This is a genomic window from Nocardia harenae NBRC 108248 (genome assembly GCF_001612885.1).
GTDB lineage: Bacteria > Actinomycetota > Actinomycetes > Mycobacteriales > Mycobacteriaceae > Nocardia > Nocardia harenae.
In genome coordinates, this window is the sequence record NZ_BDBH01000002.1 from 199,165 (window position 1) to 219,591 (window position 20,427).

The window sequence follows — 20,427 nt, forward strand, 5'->3', positions numbered from 1 at the left end:
CATCGAATACCGCGAGACCCCTACGCCAGTTCCTGCTTCAGGTTCTCCAGCACCTCGGCCTGGATCTTCTTCAGCCCGAGCGGGGCGAAGATGCCCTCGAAGATGCCCTTGACCCCGCCGGCGCCGTTCCAGGTGGTGCCCAGCGTGACCGTGGAACCGGTGCCGTCGGGGCTCACGGTCCAGGTGTTGACCAGGGTGGAGTTCGAATCCTTCTCGGTGACGGTGGAGTCCGCCGCGGTCACCACCGCGCGCACGTTGCGCTGCCGCTTCTCGGTGGCCTGCAGGATCCACTCGGCGACGGTGCCGGTGCCCTTACCGCCCTCGACCACCTTGTAGTCGCGGTAGTGCGCGCTCAGGATGCGCGGACGGACGGTGTCGTAGTCGGCGACGGCCGCGAGCACCCGCTGCGGATCCGCGGGCACCGTGATCGAACTGCTGGCGCTGACCTGTCCCACTTCGCACTCCTTCTCCGGACGCCGGCGCGGCGCCCAAGCTGACCGAAACGTCCGGGCTCGAACGCCCGGACGCCTGCGATCCTGCCCGATCCGGGATTGCCGCACGAATGCGCGCCCACTGTCGAGGCTTCTTCAACACCGCCGTGTTACCTGCTTGTTCCCTGTTCGCCTCCCACCGTGACATTTCTCGGCCGACACGGTGAACGTGGTAGCCGGTGCCGGTTCGACGTACTAGCGTCGAGGGGTGGCAGTGAGTCCGATGAGGAAGGCCGGCCACGTCCCGGCCGCACGCGAATCCGGTTTCGCAGCGCATCAGGAAGGCGTCGAGCGACTACTCGCGAGCTATCGCGCCATTCCGGCCGACGCGAATGTCCGTTTGGCGAAGAAGACCTCGAATTTGTTCCGCGCCAGGGCGCGCAATTCCGCGCCTGGGCTGGATGTCTCCGGGCTCGCCTCGGTGATCGCGGTCGACCCGGAGGCCCGCACCGCCGACGTCGCGGGGATGACCACCTACGAGGACCTGGTGGCGGCCACGCTGCCGTACGGGCTGGCGCCGCTGGTGGTGCCGCAGCTCAAGACGATCACGCTGGGCGGCGCCGTCACCGGGCTCGGCATCGAGTCCACCTCCTTCCGCAGCGGGCTGCCGCACGAGTCGGTGCTGGAAATGGATGTGCTCACCGGCTCCGGCGAGATCCGCACCGTGCGCCCGGACGGCGAGTACGCCGACCTGTTCCGCGGCTTCCCGAACTCCTACGGCACGCTCGGCTACACCGTCCGGCTGAAGATCGAACTGGAGCCGGTGCTGCCCTACGTCGAGCTGCGGCACCTGCGCTTCCACGACCTGCGCGCGCTGGAGGCGGCGCTGACCAGGATCGTGCTCGACCGCGCGCACGACGGCGAGCGGGTGGACTACCTGGACGGCGTGGTCTTCACCGCCGACGAGAGCTACCTCGTCCTCGGCAGGCAGACCGACGAACCGGGCCCGACCAGCGATTACACCGGGATGTCGATCTTCTACCAGTCGATCAGGCACGACAGCGCCACCCCTCAGCGGGACCGGCTCACCATCGCCGACTACCTCTGGCGCTGGGACACCGACTGGTTCTGGTGCTCCCGCGCCTTCGGCACGCAGAATCCGCGCATCCGCCGGTTCTGGCCGAAGCGGTACCGGCGCAGCAGCTTCTACTGGAAGCTGGTCGCGCTCGATCGCAAGTACGGGATCGCCGACCGGCTCGGGGCGCGGAAGGGCAACCCGCCGCAGGAGCGGGTGGTGCAGGACATCGAGGTGCCGGTGGAGCGCACCGCCGATTTCGTCGAGTGGTTCCTGCGGGAGATCCCGATCGAGCCGATCTGGCTGTGCCCGCTGCGCCTGCGCGACGGCGCTGCCGAGACCGACGCGGGTGGCCGCACCTGGCCGCTCTACCCGCTGGCGCCGGGCCGCACGTATGTGAATGTCGGATTCTGGTCGGCGGTGCCGACCGTTCCCGGGCAGCCGGAGGGCGCGGCCAACCGCGCCATCGAGCGCACCGTCACCGAGTTCGACGGCCACAAATCGCTGTACTCGGATTCCTTCTACGACAAGGATGAATTCGCGGCGCTCTACGGCGGCAGCCATTACACCGAGCTGAAAAAACGCTACGACCCGGACCAGCGGCTGCTGGACCTGTATGCGAAGGCGGTGCAGAGACAATGACCACTTTCCGAGACCGATCCGACGTATTGGCCGAACTCGGAACGAAATTGACGATCGCGGAGATCATCGAAACGCTGGTCGACGGCCCGGTGCCGATTCGATTCACCGCGTTCGACGGCAGCGCGACCGGCCCGGAGGACTCCGAGTTCGTCCTGGAGATCCGCAATCCGCGCGGCATCAACTACCTGGTGAACGCGCTCGGCGACCTCGGCCTCGCCCGGGCCTACATCGCCGGCGACATGATCGCGCACGGCGTGCACCCGGGCGACCCGTACCCGGCGCTGCGCGCCATGCAGTCGCTGAAATTCCACCGGCCGTCGGCGCTCACCCTGGTGACCATCGCGCGCTCGCTCGGCTGGGAGCGGCTGCGCCCGGTCCCGCCGCCGCCGCAGGAGACGCTGCCGCGCTGGCGCCGGGTGGCGCTGGAGGGGCTGCGGCACTCCAAGACCAGGGACGCCGAGGCGATCCACCACCACTACGACGTCTCCAATACCTTCTACGAGCACGTGCTCGGCCCCTCGATGACCTACACCTGCGCCGCCTACGGCGAGCCGGACTGGACGCTGGAGCAGGCGCAGGAGAACAAGTACCGGCTGGTCTTCGACAAGCTGCACCTGAAGGCGGGCGACCGGCTGCTCGACATCGGCTGCGGCTGGGGCGGAATGGTGCGCTACGCCGCCCGGCGGGGAGTCCGGGTGATCGGGGCGACGCTCTCCGCCGAGCAGGCGGCATGGGCGCAGAAGAAGATCGCGGACGAGGGGCTCTCCGAGTTCGCCGAGGTGCGGCACAGCGATTACCGCGACATCGCGGAGTCCGGGTTCGACGCCGTCTCCTCGATCGGGCTCACCGAGCACATCGGGGTGCACAACTACCCGAGCTACTTCCGCTTCATCCAGGACAAGCTGCGCGAGGGCGGGCTCTTCCTGAACCACTGCATCACCAGGCACGACAACACCAGGACCACCAAGGCGGGCGATTTCATCGACCGCTACGTGTTCCCGGACGGCGAGCTGATCGGCTCCGGCCGGATCATCAGCGACATCCAGAATGTCGGGCTCGAGGTGCTGCACGAGGAGAACCTGCGCGAGCACTACGCGCTCACACTCGCCGAGTGGTGCGAGAATCTGGTGCGGAACTGGGATGCCTGCGTCGCCGAGGCGGGGGAGGGCACCGCCAAGGTGTGGGGGCTGTACATGGCCGGGAGCCGGCTCGGCTTCCAGCGCAATGTGGTGCAGCTGCACCAGGTGCTCGGGGTCAAGCTCGGCCCCGATGGGCTCTGGAACGTCCCGCTGCGCCCCTGGTGGAACCCGTAGGTTCCACCCCCGAGGGGTGGGCAAATATTCATGCCACCCCTCGGGGTTGGGCGCTCCCGCCCGGCGCCCGATGCGGGCGCAGCGGGATCGGGACCTGTCCTGCCGCCGGCCGCACCCGCTCCGCAGTCGAAGGGCCGGACCGCCGGACGGCAGCACCCGCAGGGCCGGCGGGAGCCGCAGGGGGCTCCACCCCGTAGGGGTGGAATGAATTCCTACTCCTCTGCCCCGAGTACGCGGAGAATCGCCGTGATACCGGGCCCGGTATCGAGCAGGGGCCGAGGCCAGCCGATCTCCGCACAGGTCGCGGCGACGGGCCGCACGAGATGCGCCGCCTCACCGACCCACCCCGCCGCCGCCAGACACTCGGCCAGCAGAAGCGTGGTGTCGAGCTCGGCCCGCGGCCGCTGCTGCTCGACCGTCCGGCTGCGCAGCGCCCGCGCCCGCCGGATGGCCCGATCCGCGGGATCGCCATCGGCTCCGCGGGCGTGCCGCACCAGCAGGGTGCGCACCGCCGCGATCTCCTCCGCCTCGGCCACCAGCGCCGCCGCCCCGCGCCGCCGCCCACCCCCGTACGGGGCACCGTCCGGCTCGCCCGGCAGCGAGACCCCCAACCGCAGCTGCTCGGCCCGCACGAGCGCACCGAGCCGCGCCAGGTCGTTGCCCGCGGCCAGCCGGGCGCCCTCGTCCAGCCGGGCGAGCGCGGCGTCCCGGTCGCCGCGCAGCGCCTTCACCCGCGCCCCGATCACATAGACCGGGATCAGGAAGTCCACCGGCCCGATCCGGGTGGCGAGCCGATGGCTCTCGTCCAGCAGCTCCCCCGCCGCCTCCAGGTCACCCTGCCGGTACCGCAGCTCGCCGAGCATGGCCGCCGCCAGCCGGGCCGCGTGCGAGCGCGGCCCCGACTTCGCCAGCGCCAGCTCGTAGGCCCGCCGGTACCGGTCGTCGGCGGCGCCGATATCGAGCAGCTCGTACCCGATCGCCCCCTCCCCGCAGAGCCCGAAGACCGCGCCGAGCGGGTCCTTCGACCCGGCGTGGTACCCGGCGGCCCACTGCTGCACCCGCGCCGCCTCGGCGAAGTCGAACTCCGCCCAGTGCACGAAGCTCGCCAGGTTGGCGGCGGTGGAGACGGTCCAGGCGGGCAGCTCGTCGGCGCGGGCCAGGCAGTCCGCCACCCGGTCGAGCACGCCGTCGGTGTGGTCCCGCGCGACCTCGTCCGCGGCGGCGAGCACCTCGGCCTCGCAGCGCTGCGTCACCACCTCCACATCGTCCGACGACCCGCGCGCCAGCAGGTTGGAGAGCTTGCCGAGCGTGCTGCGCGCCGCCCCGGACTGCTGCAGGTTCACATTCGCCCGCGCCACCGCCATGAGCAGCTTGGAGCGCGACGCCACCTGCTGCATCGGCAGCTTGGAGACGGTGCCGAGCAGCGTGGCCAGCCGCGACCCGTCGATCAGGTCCATGCCGCCGCCCTCGAGCAGGTCGAGCGCCATGGTGAGGTCGGCCGCGGCGAGCGCGTGATCCACCGACCTGCGCAACTGCTGGTGCTCGGCGAACCAGCGCGACGCCTTGCGGTGCAGCGCCCGCGAGCGGCCGGGGCGCACCCGGTCCAGCCGGGCGCGCAGGTACTCGGCGAAGAGCGGCTGGATCCGGAACCAGCTCGGGTCCTGGTGGCTGCGGGTGACGAAGAGCTCCCGCGACTCCGCGTCGGCGAGCAGCAGCTCGGCCTCCTGGTCGCCGGTGAGCGCGGTGGCGAGCGCGCCGCAGACCCGCTCGGTCACGGAGACGTCCATGAGGAAGTCCAGCAGCCGCGGCTCCAGGGAATCCAGCACGTTCTCGGTGAGGTACTCGCCGATGCCGTGCGCGCCTGGGCTCTGCACGAGGAGCTCCGGATCGGCGCCGTTGCGCAGCGAGAGCCCGGCCAGCGCGACCGCGGCGGGCCAGCCGTCGGTGGCCGCGGCGATCGCCGCCACCTGGGCGTCGGTCAGCGTCGGCGGCTCGCCGTGCGCGAGCACCTCGCCGGTCTCCTCCGGCCCGAAGCGCAGCCGCGCGGCGTCGATCTCGACCAGTTCGTCGTCGACCCGGAGCCTGCTCAGCGGCAGCGCGCCGAGCTCCCTGGTGGCGAGGACGAAGCGCAGGTGGTGGCAGCCGTTGCCGAGCAGGGTGTCGAGCACGCCGCGGGCGCCCTCGTCGGTGATCCGGTGCCAGTCGTCGATCAGCACCACCACCGGCTCGTCCGAGCTGTGCAGCTCATCGATGAGGGTGGCGACGACGTAGCCGACGCCGTCCTCCGGCCGCTCCTCCAGCACCTGGCAGAGCCCGAGCCCGATGTCTGGGCGCACCCGGTGGATGGCCTCGATCATGTGCGCGAGAAACCAGCTCGCGGCGTCGTCGTCGGCGTCGATCCCGATCCAGGCGGCGGCGATCCCGCGCTCCTGCAGCTCCGCCCGCCACTGCGCGGCCAGCGTGCTCTTGCCGTACCCGGCAGGGGCGTGGATCAGCGCCAGCCTGCGCAGCCCGCCCGCGCGCAGCAGGTGCAGCAGCTCGCCGCGGCGCACCGGCGCGCGCAGCGGGGTCGGCGGCCGGAACTTGGTGGCCGGGGTCGGCGGGACGGTGCCCGCCGGTGGCGTGCCGCGCCGGGTCGGCTCGGGGCCGGCATCCTCGCCGGCGGCGACGACCCCGCCGTCCGGCCCGCCGAACCCGGCATCGGCGACCAGCGGCAGCGCCATCTCGTCCGGCGGCCTGCCGTGCGCCCGCTGCACCGCGCGCAGCAGCTCGCCGAAGGCGTAGGCGCTCTCCGGGCGCTCGTCCGGGTCGTGCGCCATGGCCCGCTCGATCACGTCGGCGACGTCGTCCGGGATGGCGTGTTCGCGCAGGTCGGGCACGGGCTGGGTGGTGATCCGCAGGAACTGCGCCACCACCTTCTCCCCCGCCTGCCGCTCGAAGGCGGCGTGCCCGGTGAGCACCGCGAAGAGCGTGGCGCCGAGGCCGTAGACGTCGGAGCGCACGCTCGGCTCCTGGCCGCCGAGCACCTCCGGCGCGGTGTACGCGGGCGAGCCGGTGATGAGATTCCCCGAGGTGCGGAAGCCGCCGGGGATGCGGGCGATGCCGAAATCCGTGAGCTGCGGCTCGCCGTAGGCACTGAGCAGCACATTCGCCGGTTTCACGTCACGGTGCAGGATGCCTGCCCGGTGCGCGCTCTCGATCGCGCCCGCCAGCCTTACCCCGGCGCGCAGCGTGTCGGCCCAGCCGAGCGGCCCCTGCTCGCGCAGCGTGTCGTCGAGCGAGCCGCGCACGCAGAACGGCATGACGATGATCGGCAGCCCGCTCGGTGTGACGTCGACCTGCAGGATGTCCAGGATGTTCGGGTGCCCGGAGAGCCTGCCCATGGCCTGCTCCTCGCGCAGGAAGCGGGCCCGGCTCTCGGCGTCCAGATCCGAGGAGAGCACCTTGACCGCGACCACCCGGCCGAGCGCGGCCTGCACGCAGCGGAAGACCACGCCGAAGCCGCCGCGGCCGATGGTCGCCGCCTCGGCCAGCCCCATCCCGGCCAGTTCGGCGACGATCTCGGCCAGATCGTCGGCCGGGCCGGCGTCGGGCAGGTGCCGTCGAGTCTCGGATACGGCCTGCCCCTGGTCGGGGGCCGCCCGTTCCGGCGAGGGTCGGTTCACCGGACCACCTCGACCTCACTCGACGCAGCGGTACACACCTTCCAACGTAGCGCGCCGGATGCCCGAGTGGTGCGCTTCGGCCCGGCGCGGCGGCGCCCGGCCGATCGACGATGTCGATCAGCGCAGGGCCAGCGCGATGACCTGCGTCTTCTGCTTGTCGTCGAAGTTGTTGTCGCTCACCAGGATCAGGGTGCGCTCGCCGCTCGCGAGCCGCGGCCCCCAGGTCATCCCCTCGATATTGTCCACGTGGCCGAGGCCGAGCTCGGTGAGATCGGCCACCAGTTGCTTACCGACCGGCTTGGCACCCCCGATCGGCTTGTCCAGCACGTTGCCCGCCGCGGCGATATCGGCCCGGTAGATCCGGATCCGGTTGCCCTGCCCGGCCACGTACCCGCGCTCCAGCACCAGCAGCTTGGTGGGGTCGAGGGAGTTCTCGGCGAGGATGCTCGCGACGCCGTTGTTGCCGTCGCCCGGCGCGAAGACCGGCTCCACCGGGTAGGCGTACTGCGCGAGCACCGGGCCGGAGCGCGCCTGCACGGTGAGCCGGATCGGCGCGCCCGCGGCGGCGGTCGGGGCAGGGCCGTCCTGCAGCAGCGGCCCCTCCAGCGCGGTCATGAAGAGCATGCCGTCGGCGGCGAAGGTGGCGCCCTCCGGCCCGGCATTGCGGCGCGGCCCGGAGTTCGCGCGCACGGCGGTGTTCGCCGCGATCGGTAGCTCGCCCACATAGCTGCCGTCCGGGTGCGCGATCCGGGTGGCGGGGTCGATGAGCAGGTCCTCGAACCGCTCGCCCTCCTGGGTCCAGACGAAGTCGCCGGTGCGCGGATCCACCCGGATCTCCTCGGGATCCACCGAGAGCGCGCCGTATTCGCCGCCATCGGCGGTCCGCAGCAGGTGCGTGCCGGTGAACGTGATCGGGCCGATGCCCCCGTCGTCCACCGCGAACCGCGCGGTATAGAACCGAGCCGGGTCGCGCTCCGAGCGATCATCGCTGATCAGAACGTATTCGCCGGTGCGCGCGGCGAAATCGATCCCGGAGAGCCCGCCCACCGTCGTGCCACCGAACTCCAACCCGAACGGCAGCACCTGTTCACCGAGCAGCCGGACCGGCGCGGGCGCCGCACCCGCCGTCGGCACTCCCCCCGGTAGCAGCAGCGCCGCACCTGCCAATACACCTGCAACGGCCCGACCCGTCCGCCCACTCAACACGCGATCAAAATAGCCGAACTCGCGAGTAGGAGTGAAGAGCACCACAAACCGTCCGGTTACCAACACCGTGCTCTTCGCCACAGCGAAACGCGGTGCGCGCCCCCCTGATCCGTGCAGGGCGAAACGCGGCGGGCCCGCCACCGCGGCGCGGTGACGGGCCCGTCGGGCTAGCTGATTACTTGCGCAGCGAGGCCGGGACCTCGAAGCGCCTGCCGTACTTCTCGGCCAGGTAGTCGGCACGGGTTACGAAGGCCTCCTGCCCACCCGGGTAGCCGACGATGAACTGGTGCACGCCACCGGTCCAGGCCGGGAAGCCGATGCCGAAGATCGAGCCGATATTGGCGTCGGCGGTCGAGGTCAGCACCCCTTCGTCGAAGCACTTCTGGGTCTCGATGGCCTCGGCGAACAGCATCCGGTCGACCAGATCCTGGAACGGGACCTGCAGCTCGGTGCTGGTCTTGAAGTGATCCCGGATGCCCTGCCAGATGTGCAGGCGCTTGCCGTCCTCGTCGTACTCGAAGAAGCCCGCCTTCTCCAGCCTGCCGGGGCGGCCCTGCTCGACCATGAAGTCGATGACGTCGAGCGCCGGGTGCCGCTCATCGCCGAGGGTGATGTCGCCGCGCTTGGCGGCTTCCTCGGTCTCCCTGGCGATCTTCTGCATGAGCTTCATGTTCAGCTCGTCGGTCAGCTGCAGCGGCGCGGCCGGGTAGCCCGCGTGCAGCCCCGCCTGCTCGATGGTCGCGGGCTCGATGCCCTCGGTGAGCATGGCGATCGCCTCGTTGACGAAGGTGCCGATCACCCGCGAGGTGAAGAAGCCGCGGCTGTCGTTGACCACGATCGGGGTCTTCTTGATGGCGAGGGTGTAGTCGAACACCCTGGCCAGCGCCTCGTCCGAGGTCTTCTCGCCGCGGATGATCTCCACCAGCGGCATCTTGTCGACGGGCGAGAAGAAGTGGATGCCGATGAAGTCCTCCTGCCGCTTCACACCGTTCGCGAGACCGGTGATCGGCAGGGTGGAGGTGTTCGAGCCGAGCAGCGCGTCGGGGGTGACGACGTCCTCGATCTCCTGGAACACCTTGTGCTTCAGCTCGGTGTTCTCGAAGACCGCCTCGATCACGAAGTCGACGCCTGCGAAGTCGGCCGGGTCGGCGGTCGGCTTGATCCGGTCGAGCAGCGCCTTCGACTTCTCCTCGGTGGTCTTGCCCCGGGAGAGCGCCTTGGCCTCGATCTTCTCGGAGTAGTTCTTGCCGCGCTCGGCCGCCTCGATGGTGACGTCCTTGAGCACGACCTCGTAGCCGGCCTTGGCGGAGACGTACGCGATGCCCGCGCCCATCATGCCCGCGCCGAGCACGCCGACCTTCTTGATCTCCCGCTTCGGCACGTCCTTCGGCCGCGAGCCACCGTTGTTGATGGTCTGCAGGTCGAAGAAGAACGCCTGGATCATGTTCTTCGCGACCGGCCCGGTGAGCAGGTGCACGAAGTAGCGGGACTCGATCAGCGAGGCGTCGTCCAGGCCGACCTGCGAGCCCTCGACCGCGGCCGCCATGATGGCGCGCGGGGCGGGCATATTGGCGCCCTTGAGCTGCTTGCGCAGGTTCGCCGGGAAGGCGGGCAGGTTGGCCGCGAAGGCGGGCGAGGCCGGGGTGCCGCCGGGGATCTTGAAGCCCTTCTTGTCCCAGGGCTGCACGCCGCCTTCGGGGTTGGCCTTGATCCACGCCTTGGCGGCAGGCACCAGCTCGTCGATCGAGCCGACCAGCTCGTCGACGAGCCCGATCTCCTTGGCCTTGGCCGGCTTGTTGCGCTGGCCCTGCAGCAGCACCTGCATGAGCGCGGTCTGCAGCCCGAGCATGCGCACGGTGCGGATGATGCCGCCGCCCGCGGGCAGCAGGCCGAGGGTCGCCTCGGGCAGCCCGATCTGCGAGCCGGGCACGTCGGCCGCGATCCGGTGGTGGGTGGCGAGCGCGATCTCCAGCCCGCCGCCGAGCGCGGCGCCGTTGATGGCCGCGACGACCGGCTTGCCGAGGGTCTCCAGCTTGCGCAGGGCGCCCTTGATCTCGGTCAGCTCGTCCATGAGCGCCTCGGCGTCGTTCGGCCCGACGCTCATCATGTTCTTCAGGTCGCCGCCGGCGAAGAACGTCTTCTTGGCCGAGGTCAGCACGACACCGGCGATGTCGTCCTTCTCCGCGACCAGCCGATCGACGGTCTCCGTCATCGACTTCTTGTACAGCTCGTTCATCGTGTTGGCGCCCTGGTTCGGGTCGTCCATCGTCAGCACGACGATGCCGTCCGAATCCTTCTCCCAACCGATCATGTTGGTTTCGCTCACAGCTCTGTGTCTCCTATTTCCAGCTGCCGGTTGGGGTCAGACCCGCTCGATGATGGTCGCGACGCCCATGCCGCCGCCGATGCACAGCGTGACCAGCGCGTAGCGCGCGTTCCGGCGCTCCAGCTCGTCGACCATGGTGCCGGTGATCATGGCGCCGGTGGCGCCGAGCGGGTGGCCCATGGCGATGGCGCCGCCGTTGACGTTCAGCTTCTCGTCCGGGATGTTCAGGTCCTTCTGGAACTTGAGCACCACGGAGGCGAAGGCCTCGTTGATCTCGACCAGGTCCATGTCGTCCAGCGTCAGCCCGGCCTTGGCCAGCACCTTCTTGGCGGCCGGGGTGGGGCCGGTGAGCATGATGGTGCCGTCCGCGCCGGAGGTGGCGGTGGCGACGACCCGCGCCCGCGGGGTCAGCCCGGAGGCCTTGCCCGCCTCCTCGCTGCCGACCAGCACGAGGGCGGCGCCGTCGACGATGCCCGAGCTGTTACCGCCGTGGTGCACGTGGTTGATCTTCTCCACGAAGTGGTACTTCTGCAGCGCCACCGCGTCGAAGCCGCCCATCTCGCCGACCATCGCGAAGGAGGGGTTCAGCTTGGCCAGGTCCTCGACCGTGGTGCCGGGGCGCATGTGCTCGTCCCGATCCAGCACGACCAGGCCGTTGATGTCCTTCACCGGCACGATGGACTTGGCGAAGTAGCCGCCGGTGGTGGCCTTGGCCGCCAGGTCCTGCGAGCGCACCGCGTAGGCGTCGACATCGTCGCGGCTGAAGCCCTCGATGCTGGCGATCAGATCGGCGGAGACGCCCTGCGGGACGAAGTAGTTGTCGTAGTTGGTGGCCGGGTCGAGCGCCCAGGCGCCGCCGTCCGAGCCCATCGGCACGCGGGACATGGACTCCACGCCGCCCGCCAGCACCAGATCGTCGAAGCCGGAGCGCACCTTCTGCGCCGCCATGTTGACGGCCTCGAGGCCGGAGGCGCAGAAGCGGTTGATCTGCACGCCGCCGACGGTGTCCGGCAGCTGGGCGCTGAGCACCACGGTGCGGGCGATGTCGGCGCCCTGGTCACCGACGGGCGAGACGACACCGAGGATGAGGTCCGAGATCCGGTCCTCGTCGAGGTTCGGGAAGCGGTTGCGCAGCTCCTGGACCAGACCCACGGTCAGATCGAGCGGCTTGACCGAGGTCAGCGTGCCTTTCTTGTTGCGGCCGCGCGGGGTGCGGATGGCCTCGTAAATGTAGGCCTCAGTGGTCATATCGGAGTGTTCCTTCCTAGGGGTGCGGCGGTGCGGACTCTCGTCCGTCCAGACGCTTCGTGTCCGTACCGCGAGCGGTAGGGGACGCGGGGGTTACCTCGCCGACCGGCCCTGGGACCGACCGTCCTGACGCTGTACAAAACCGGTCATGCAGCGATCGGCGCGTTTCAGCGCCCCGACCTAGCTCGGCCACCCGACCATACTACCGCGTGTGCGAACTCCGGTTAACTTAACGTGTTGAGGGCAAGGGTTGTCAACCATCGAGTCTTGTGGCGCCCAGCTCACTGCGCAGCAGCTCGAGCGCCACCTCGTCCGGGTCGCGCCGATCGCCGGGCGCCACCGGTTCCGCGGCGGCGGCCAGCATCTCCCGCTCCTCTTCCGCGGTGGTGGGCGGGATGGCGGTGCCGGAGCCGTTTCCGTTGGTGGCGGCGGGGTCGGGCGGGTAGGCGCCGTCCGGGCCCGGGTCGTCGGGGAGGTCGGGGTAATCCGGGGGCGGGACGTCGTCGTACGGGGTGCGGGTGGCAGGGGCGGCCGTGCCGCGGCCCGCGGGGGGTGCGATGGTGCGGCCGGTGGCAGGCGCGGGGCGGGTGGGCGGCTTCGGGTCGGGGCGGGTGGCCGGGCCCCAGGCGGGTTCGCCCTCCTGGTCCTCAGGGGCGGGCTCGCGCTGCGCCTCCCGGTTCTGGCTCGGGCGGGAGTAGCGGGGGGCGCTCTTCTCCGGTTTTCGCTCGGCGCGGCCCTGCTGTCTGGCCGCGGGCTGCTGGCGCGGCGGCGGGGCGCCGCCCACCTCCCAGCGCAGGTCGAGTTCGCGGTTCAGCACCGCACGGATGGCGGAGCGCACCGCCTCCACATTGCGCGGGTCGGCGAGGCGCTGGGCCAGTGGCGGGCTCTGGTGCGCGAAGACCACGACGCCGCGCTCCACCCGCAGCACCGAGGCGCCGGAGAGCAGGGCCTGCAGGGTCGTGCTGAACTCCTTGACCCGGCCGCGGATCTCCTGCCAGGAGTCGGCGACGATGCGCTGGATCTCGGCGTCCGATTCCCCCGCTCCGCCCGATGCCGATGCGGCGTCGGGCGAGTCCGCAGGCGCGTCCGCTGGCGCGGGCGCGGAGGCGGCCGTCGTCGCCGAGTCGGGCGCGGGCACCTCGGCAGCGATGCCACGGGGCTCGCTCGGGGCGGATGCCTCGGGCTCGTCGCCACCGCCTGCCGCCGATCCAGTCGGCGCCGCGGCGTCTCCGGGCGACTGCCGATCACCGCCTGTCATCGGCCGGACCGCGTCGGCGACGGCGGTCCCGGGCGACTCCTCGACGTCGCCCGCCACGGATTCGACCGCGGAGGCTCCCGGCAACGGCCGACGACCGGGCGCGGTCTCGGGCGCCTCATGCCCCGGTTCGGCCACCGGCGGCGCCACAGCCGGATCCGCGGCGCGCGCCGCTCGATCGTCCGCGCTGGTCTCGGCTGCGGCCGGCCGGCCCTCATCCGGAGCACCGGCCGGTTCCCCCCGGCTGCCGGGCGCGTCATCCCGGCCGCGGGACACCTCGGCACCCTGCCCCGCCGACGCATCCGGCGCCGAATCGGCACCGGACGAACCGTCCCCTTCACCCCCGCGCCCCCGGCGCAACGCCGCCAACGCCTCCGCCCCGCGGCGCCGCGGCGGCTGATCCGCGCCCGCGACGGGCACCGGATCCGGCGTCACGACGACGGTGGCGCCCGAACCGCTCGGAGCCGCGAACACCCCGCCCGCCATGGCCTTCTCCAACCGCTCGAGCCGCTGCAGCGTCGCCGCGTCGGACTCGGAGGCGGCGGGCAGCAGCATCCGCGCGCACACCACCTCGAGCAGCAGCCGGGGCGCGGTGGCACCGCGCATCTCGCCGAGCCCCTGGTGCAGTAGCTCGGCGTAGCGGGTGAGGGTGGCGGGCCCGATCCGCCCGGCCTGCTCGCGCAACCGCTCCAGCACGTCGTCGGGGCTCGCGACCAGCCCGCGCTCGGTGGCGTCCGGCACCGCCCTGACCAGGATCAGATCGCGCAGCCGCTCCAGCAGGTCGACCGCGAACCGCCGCGGATCGTGTCCCGCCTCCATGACCTGCTCGACCACCCCGAAGAGCTCGGCCCCGTCGGAGGCGGCGAGCGCGTCGATCGCCCCATCGATCAGCGTGACGTCGGTGACCCCGAGCAGCGCCACCGCCCTCGGGTAGGTGACGCCCTCCGGCCCGGCCCCCGCCAGCAGCTGGTCGAGCACGCTCAGACTGTCGCGCGGCGAACCCCCGCCCGCCCGGATGACCAGCGGGTACACCGCGTCCTCGACCGGCACCGCCTCCTGCTCGCAGATCTTCCCGAGCAGCCCGCGCATGGTGGCGGGCGGGAGCAGCCGGAACGGGTAGTGGTGGGTGCGCGAGCGGATGGTGGGCAGCACCTTCTCCGGCTCGGTGGTGGCGAAGACGAAGATGAGGTGCGCCGGCGGCTCCTCGACAATCTTGAGCAGGGCATTGAACCCCGCCGTCGTCACCATGTGCGCCTCGTCGACGATGAACACCCGGTACCTGGATTCGGCGGGCGCGTAGAAGGCGCGATCGCGCAGCTCGCGGGTGTCGTCGACGCCGCCGTGGCTCGCGGCGTCGAGTTCGGTGACATCCAGGTTGCCCGGCCCGCCCGGGCCGAGCGCGACGCAGGACGGGCAGACCCCGCACGGCGTCGAGGTCGGCCCCTCGACGCAGTTCAGCGAGCGCGCGAGGATGCGCGCGGAGGAGGTCTTGCCGCAGCCGCGCGGGCCGGAGAACAGGTAGGCATGGCTGATACGGCCGGTGTCCAGCGCGGTGCGCAGCGGGTCGGTGACGTGCTCCTGCCCCACCACCTCAGCGAATGTTGCCGGTCGGTACTTCCGGTACAGAGCCACGGCCAGAGGTTACCGGCGGCCACCGACAGCGGGCCAGCCGCGCTCCGGCTCTTCGGAACGGGCGCCGACGCACCGACAAGCACAATATGTGATGCAAATCACACTATTACTCGTACCCTTTTCCCAGGTCGGACCCACACCGCAAGGGGCTATCGGAGAGCTATCCCCCTGCCGCAGGTGCGCCGGAACCTCCCTTCTCCCGATCGAGATCTCCGAACTGCTCGATAAGCGGACCTGGCGCCGGTTTCGCGCTCGCGCGCATCAGGTTTGGCTCGGCGCACGGGTGCAATCTGCTGGTTACCTTGGAATCGCTACCCCGAATACCCAGCGCCACCACGGATTCCCGCGGCGACACGATCGCCACGATTCGTTCGAGGAGTGTGTATCGCCGTGCCGTCGTGTGACACCATCGCCGCAGCCTGGCTCGCGCAGACCGAGTTCGCCGCCGACCGCTCCGCGGTCGCCCTGCTGAGCCGGGCCATCGATCCCCCGGGGCAGGAGCCCGAGCCGCTCCCGATCACCGCCGCCGCCGAGCCCGCCACCGCCGCGGCCATCCTGGAACTGCTGGAGTACGGCGAGGTGCCGACGCTCGCCGCCGTCCGCACGCACATCGCGCAGCAGGAGCTCCTGGTGGAGTCCGAGCGGGTCGGCCGGCTCGGTGAGCTGGCGCAGTGCGGCATCGACGATTTCGGGCGCATCCTGGCCCGGCTCACGCACGACCACTGGATCCGGCACGGTGCGGGCCCGACCAGGCGCGACATCCTCGACGCCCCCGTCGTGCACACCGCGATCCGCGAGTACGTCGGCGATGTCGAGCCGACCGCGGTTCGGCACCTGTGGCTGCTGGAGCGGGCGCAGCGGGCGGGCTGGGTCGCCTACAACACCAGCCCGCGGTCGCTCTGCGCGGGCCGCCGCTTCCACGCCGCCAAGTACGGCCAGCGGGTCTCGCTGCAGCCGGTGGAGACCATCGGCACCCTGGTCGCCCGGTTCGTCGACGGCTATCGCACCAGGTACGAGCGCTCGCCGCGGTGGAACACGCTCGCCCACGACCTGCGGGACAACCGCGGCCGCCGGGTCTTCTTCGACACCGCCGACGCGCACGTGCAGCGGCTCTGGCTGGTCACCGCGGGCTGGCTGACCACCCCGAACGACCTGCCCGCGCCGGGCCCGCTGGCGCGGAAGCTGCTCGCCGCGCGCTGACCCGCGCTCAGTTCACCTGCCCCGCCGAGGCGGTGAAGGTATTGCAGCGGGCGGTCCGGTTCTGCTCGACCCCGGTCTCGAACCACTGGCCGCCGTTCTCGGCGGTGCCGTGGTCGCGCATGTCGCCGGACTGGTCGCCGCGGCCGTAGGCATCGCGCCTGGCCACGTTGAGCTGGGTCGAACTCAGTGCCCCTGCTTCCGAGGAGGCGCCGATGAACATGCCGTCGAAGCAATTGGCCTGTAGCTCGACCCGGCGGGAGAGCTCCAGCCCCTGCGCGCTGCGCACCCCGGCGTCCACCCGGTCGCTGTTCGCCTTGCGCAGGATGCCGCTCAGCGCCTGCACGTGGTGGCCGTACTCGTGCGCGAAGACCGACAGGTAGACCACCCAGTTGTCCTCGAAGAGGTCGGTCTGCAGCTGGCTGATCGGCATGTAGATGGTGTGGTTCGCCGGGCAGTAGAACGCGGCGAACTCGCTGGTCGTGCCGGTGCACGGGGTGGTGACGCCCGCGGTGGAGGCGGTGACCGAGAGCGCGGGGTCGGAGAACGGCAGCCCGGCCGCGCTGAGCACCGGGCGCCAGGCGTCGGCCAGGCAGCCGGCCGCGGTCTCGAAGAAGGTGCGCGCCACCTCGACCCCGGTGCCCCACGGCGCGTAGTCGCAGTCCGCGGGCAGCAGGGTGGCGGAGGTGTCGGTGAGCAGCGGGTTGGTCGCGGTCTCGGCCGGGCCCGCGTCGGTGTCGCCCGGCGGCTGGTAGCCGAAGCTCGGGTCGGGGCCGGTGGCCTGGTCGGCGGTGGTCGCGGCGGCGCCGAGCCGCACCAGCCCCAGTACCACCGCGATCACCGCGGCGAGCACGATGAAGACGACCTTGCCGCCGCCCGACCCGCGCGGCGGGCTCGGCCGTCCCGGCGGGCCGTACGGCGCGGGCGGCCTGCCGTAGGGCGGCGGCGCCCCGTACGGCGGCGGCGCGCCGTAGGGCGGCGGCGGCCGCTGCTGCGAATACGCCTGCGGCGGCACATAGCTCGGCGACGCCCGGTGCCCCGGTGGCGAACCCGGCCTCCCGTACGGCGGCGCGGCATGGCCGGGCGACGCGGAACGGCCGGGGGGCGGCGCGGACGATCCGGGCGGCGGGGCGGAGCCGGGCGACCTGCGCTGCCCTGGCTGCTGCGGATACCCCGACGGAGGCCGCTGCCCGGGCCGCGGCCCGTAGGGGCCGGGCGGGCCCTGACCTCCGGACCCAGGACCATGGCCGTGCGGAGGTCGAGTCACTCCACCGTCCCCCTCCGCTTCACAGGTTCAACAGCCGCCGACGAAGGATAGCAACCCGTCTAGAGTATCCAGCCATGCTGAGTTTTCGGGGGGGCGCCCGAGCCGCACTCCTGCTCGTGGCCGCGGCGGGCGCGCTCGCCACCGCGCCGGGCGCCGCCGCCCAGCCCGCGCCCGGCGCCGCGATCATCGCCGATCTGAAGCTGAACCGGGACGGCGTGCTCGAGGTGGTCGAGACGATTTCGGTGCCCGCGGGCGGGCAGTTCCGGATGTCGCTGCCGCTGCGGCTCGACCTCGGCGACGGCAGGGAGCGCCGCTTCGAGGTCACCGACGTGGCGACCGAGGGCACCGGCACGACGACCTTCGCCGACGACCAGTTCAGCATCGAGGCGAACCCCGGCGAGTCGACCTTCCGCTACCACGTGCGCAATACCGTCGGCGTGGCGCCGGAGAGCCAGGTCTTCAACTGGGTCGGGCTGCTCAACGCCGACGTCTCCTCGATCAGCGCCACCGTGATCGCGCCGAGCTACCAGATGGCGCTGGTGGACTGCAAACTCGGCCCGATCGGCGCCACCCGGCCCTGCGCGGACGTGCACATCGAGCCGGACGGCGTGCTCTACCTGGAGCAGACCGGGCTGCGGCGCGGCGACGCCATCGACCTGCGGCTGCAGCTGCCGCCGAACACGGTGCCCGCCAATGCCGACGTCACCGAGCCGGGCCGCTCGCCCTTCGCGCTCTCCGCACCCGCGCTCATCGCCTTCGGCGTGCTGCTCGCCGCGCTGGCGGGCATGGCGGCGCTGGTCGTCAGGGCGCGGCGCGGGGCGGCCGACGACGGCACCCGGGTGATCGATCCGCTGCTGCGGGACGGCAACACCGTGCAGTTCACCTCGCCGGAGGGCGTACTGCCCGGCGAGGCCGGGCTGCTGCTGGACGAACACGCCGACCCGGTCGACCTCGCCGCCACCGTGGTCGACCTGGCGGTCCGCCGCTACCTGCGGATCACTCGGATCGCGGAGGCGGACTGGCGGATCGAGCGGGTGAACCCCGCCGACGACCAGCTGCGCGACTACGAGCGGATCGTCTACGAGACGCTGCTCCCCGCCGGGGCCGACACCGTCCGCTTCTCCGAGCTCAGCGCGCCAGGCCGGATGTCGCTGGACGCGCTGCGCGCCGGGCTGATCGCCGACGCCGTCGCGCGCGGCACCTTCACCGACCCGCGCAGCCGCGCACTGCCGCGCTACCTCGGCGCCGCGCTGATCGCGGTCGGCGCCGCGGTGACCGTGGTCCTGGCGCTCACCGCGGGGCACGCGCTGGTCGGCGTCGCCATCGCGCTCGGCGGGGTGGCCGCGCTGCTGCTGCCGAGCAGGCTGCCGCTGCGCACCGACCGTGGCCGGGAGCTGGCCGCCCAGCTCCGCGCCATGCAGCGCGGGCTGGAGCACGTCCGCCGCGATGACGTGCCGGTCGATCAGCAGGAGCTGCTGTTCTCCCGTGCCCTGCCCTTCACGGTGGTCGGTGGCCGCGGTGACCACTGGATCCGGGTATTCGGCGAGCTGGATCCGACCGCCGACGGCGAGCAGGGGCTCTACTGGTTCGGCGGCTTCGACCGGGATCGCGACCTGCGGCGCTTCGCCGGGCACTTCCCGTACTTCATCACCGCGCTGGAGCGGCTCTTCGGCGGCGGCACCCGCTGAGCGGGTGCCGCGCGCCTCAGGCGGAGAGCCGGCGGACGGCGCCGAGCGGGTCGGCGTAGAGCACGCTCAGCGCGGTCACCACCGCGGCGAATTCCTGCACCTTGCCGCCGAATCCGCTGATCCGGATATCGGTGGGCGGCAGCTGGCTGCCCTGCTGGAATGCCTTCGCCACGTGCGTCACGGCGGGCCGGTAGGCGGTGAAGGCCTGGCCGCCGAGCACCACCCGGTCCGGGTTCAGCATGTCGCGGACCAGCGCGACGGTGTGGCCGAGGATGGTCGCGCGCTCGGCGAGCAGCTCGCGGGCCTGCTCCGACCCCGCCTCGGCGGCCCGGTACAGATCGGCGATGGTGGTGCCGCCGGTTCCATTGTGCGCCGGGATAATCCCGCGCCCGACGGCTCGGGAGTGTACCGAGCGATCGCCGACGGTGACCTCGAGGCAGCCGGTCCGGCCGCAGCCGCAGCGCACATCCGAGCCGGTGGGCAGGTGCGCGATGGAGCCGGGGCCGTTGCTCGGGGTGTGCACCCGGCCGTCCAGGGTGACGGCGATGCCCGCGGTCTCGCGGACGTAGAAGTAGAGGCTGCTTCCGGTGCCCGGCGCGGTGCCGCCGGGCTTGCGGCCCGGCTGCTCCGCGACGCGGGCCGAATCCGGAACGGGGAGCAGCAGTTCGGCGGCGGCCATGGCCTCGACGTGCGGCGCGACCGAGACCGGGAGCTCGAGCACCTCGCCGAGCACCGAGCCGACGGCGGCGCCGTGCCAATCCAGCTTGGGGTGGTCGACCACGCCGGTGACCGGATCGACCCGGCCGCCGATGGCGACGCCCGCCCAGAGCGGTTTGCGCCGGTGCCAGCGCTGCAGGAAGGCGCGGGCGCTGCGGGCCACGGTGTTGACCGCGAACTGCTGGCCGGACTGCGGGGTGGCGATGGCGAGGCCGCCGAGGATCCGGCCACGCAGGTCGGCGGCGACGATCTTGGTGGCCGCGGCGCCGATGTGGATCCCGAGGGTCAGGTACTTCTCGTGGTCCACCTCGAAGGGGACCCGCGGGCGGCCGACGGCGCCCGCGGCGGTGAGATCCGGCCGCTCGCGCAGCAGTCCGGCCGCCAGCAGCGCGGAGACCTGGCGGTTCACGGTGGCGATGCTGGAACCGGTGCTCCGGGCCGCATCGTCGCGGGAGACCGGGCCGGTGGTCGCCGCGCGGAGCACCGCGGCGGCGGGGTTGTCGGCGACCCGGAGCTCAGGGGTCACGACAGGGCGCTGGGTACGCGTGCGGACAGTCGACACGGACCGCGAAGTTCGTTCGGCGGTACGGGTGGACATCGTGGAAGACGACATCGGAATTCCTTATGCAATGTCCCGATCGGGACGAATAACCTACGGGGTGCGGCAACGAGGCAGCACGAACCCTTGGTGTGGGCTCAGCCGCGGCAGCGGGAACAACACAGTTCCCGGGTCAGCGGCAGCCGAAGGCCGAGCGCGAAGGTCAC

General features: G+C 71.9%; 12 protein-coding genes. 4 read left to right on the forward strand and 8 right to left on the reverse strand.

Features of this window, described 5'->3' with window-relative positions; translation table 11 throughout:
- Positions 1-20 precede the first annotated feature (20 nt).
- A complete protein-coding gene (locus NH2_RS03875) occupies positions 21-455 on the reverse strand; it encodes an SRPBCC family protein (protein ID WP_067648258.1) in 435 nt (144 codons plus the stop codon).
- 259 nt (positions 456-714) lie between these two features.
- On the opposite strand from NH2_RS03875, the gene NH2_RS03880 reads away from it, so the two are divergent.
- Positions 715-2,148: an FAD-binding oxidoreductase gene (locus tag NH2_RS03880; protein WP_067648262.1), complete on the forward strand. Its 1,434-nt coding sequence runs from the start codon at positions 715-717 to the stop codon at positions 2,146-2,148.
- Positions 2,145-3,461, forward strand: a complete 1,317-nt coding sequence (locus NH2_RS03885) for a class I SAM-dependent methyltransferase (protein ID WP_067648265.1) — start codon at positions 2,145-2,147, stop codon at positions 3,459-3,461. The genes NH2_RS03880 and NH2_RS03885 overlap by 4 nt, the downstream gene beginning before the upstream one ends.
- Positions 3,462-3,673: 212 nt before the next feature.
- On the opposite strand, the gene NH2_RS03890 is transcribed toward NH2_RS03885, so the two are convergent.
- From NH2_RS03890 to NH2_RS03910, 5 genes are all read right to left on the reverse strand, one after another.
- Complete coding sequence (locus NH2_RS03890) at positions 3,674-7,057, reverse strand: protein kinase domain-containing protein (protein ID WP_439951737.1); 3,384 nt, start codon at positions 7,055-7,057, stop codon at positions 3,674-3,676.
- Between the two features lie 186 nt (positions 7,058-7,243).
- Positions 7,244-8,293, reverse strand: a complete 1,050-nt coding sequence (locus NH2_RS03895; protein WP_245650413.1) for an esterase-like activity of phytase family protein — start codon at positions 8,291-8,293, stop codon at positions 7,244-7,246.
- Between the two features lie 214 nt (positions 8,294-8,507).
- Positions 8,508-10,658, reverse strand: coding sequence for a 3-hydroxyacyl-CoA dehydrogenase NAD-binding domain-containing protein (locus NH2_RS03900; RefSeq protein WP_067648271.1), 2,151 nt, complete (start codon positions 10,656-10,658; stop codon positions 8,508-8,510).
- Positions 10,659-10,694: 36 nt separating this feature from the next.
- On the reverse strand, positions 10,695-11,906 hold the full coding sequence (locus tag NH2_RS03905) for an acetyl-CoA C-acetyltransferase (protein ID WP_067648274.1): 1,212 nt from the start codon (positions 11,904-11,906) through the stop codon (positions 10,695-10,697).
- Positions 11,907-12,159: 253 nt separating this feature from the next.
- Positions 12,160-14,793, reverse strand: coding sequence for a DNA polymerase III subunit gamma and tau (locus NH2_RS03910; RefSeq protein WP_067648277.1), 2,634 nt, complete (start codon positions 14,791-14,793; stop codon positions 12,160-12,162).
- A 390-nt stretch (positions 14,794-15,183) separates the two neighbouring features.
- On the opposite strand from NH2_RS03910, the gene NH2_RS03915 reads away from it, so the two are divergent.
- On the forward strand, positions 15,184-15,993 hold the full coding sequence (locus NH2_RS03915) for a hypothetical protein (protein ID WP_067649236.1): 810 nt from the start codon (positions 15,184-15,186) through the stop codon (positions 15,991-15,993).
- 7 nt (positions 15,994-16,000) lie between these two features.
- On the opposite strand, the gene NH2_RS03920 is transcribed toward NH2_RS03915, so the two are convergent.
- Positions 16,001-17,005, reverse strand: coding sequence for a neutral zinc metallopeptidase (locus NH2_RS03920; protein WP_084505195.1), 1,005 nt, complete (start codon positions 17,003-17,005; stop codon positions 16,001-16,003).
- 326 nt (positions 17,006-17,331) lie between these two features.
- Between NH2_RS03920 and NH2_RS03925 the strand changes: the two genes are divergently transcribed.
- Positions 17,332-18,945: a DUF2207 family protein gene (locus NH2_RS03925; protein ID WP_067648281.1), complete on the forward strand. Its 1,614-nt coding sequence runs from the start codon at positions 17,332-17,334 to the stop codon at positions 18,943-18,945.
- A gap of 16 nt (positions 18,946-18,961) precedes the next feature.
- Here NH2_RS03925 and NH2_RS03930 read toward each other — a convergent pair whose 3' ends face one another.
- The gene (locus tag NH2_RS03930) at positions 18,962-20,260 is read right to left on the reverse strand and encodes an ROK family transcriptional regulator (RefSeq protein WP_245650447.1); all 1,299 of its coding nucleotides are present in this window, start codon (positions 20,258-20,260) and stop codon (positions 18,962-18,964) included.
- Positions 20,261-20,427: the final 167 nt, after the last annotated feature.

Bases quoted from the DNA above. Each gene is read 5' to 3' on its own strand.
- NH2_RS03880 (WP_067648262.1), top strand. From the start codon at position 715: ATGAGGAAGGCCGGCCACGTCCCGGCCGCACGCGAATCCGGTTTCGCA.
- NH2_RS03905 (WP_067648274.1), bottom strand. From the start codon at position 11,906: ATGACCACTGAGGCCTACATTTACGAGGCCATCCGCACCCCGCGCGGC.
- NH2_RS03885 (WP_067648265.1), top strand. From the start codon at position 2,145: ATGACCACTTTCCGAGACCGATCCGACGTATTGGCCGAACTCGGAACG.
- NH2_RS03930 (WP_245650447.1), bottom strand. From the start codon at position 20,260: ATGTCCACCCGTACCGCCGAACGAACTTCGCGGTCCGTGTCGACTGTC.
- NH2_RS03925 (WP_067648281.1), top strand. From the start codon at position 17,332: ATGCTGAGTTTTCGGGGGGGCGCCCGAGCCGCACTCCTGCTCGTGGCC.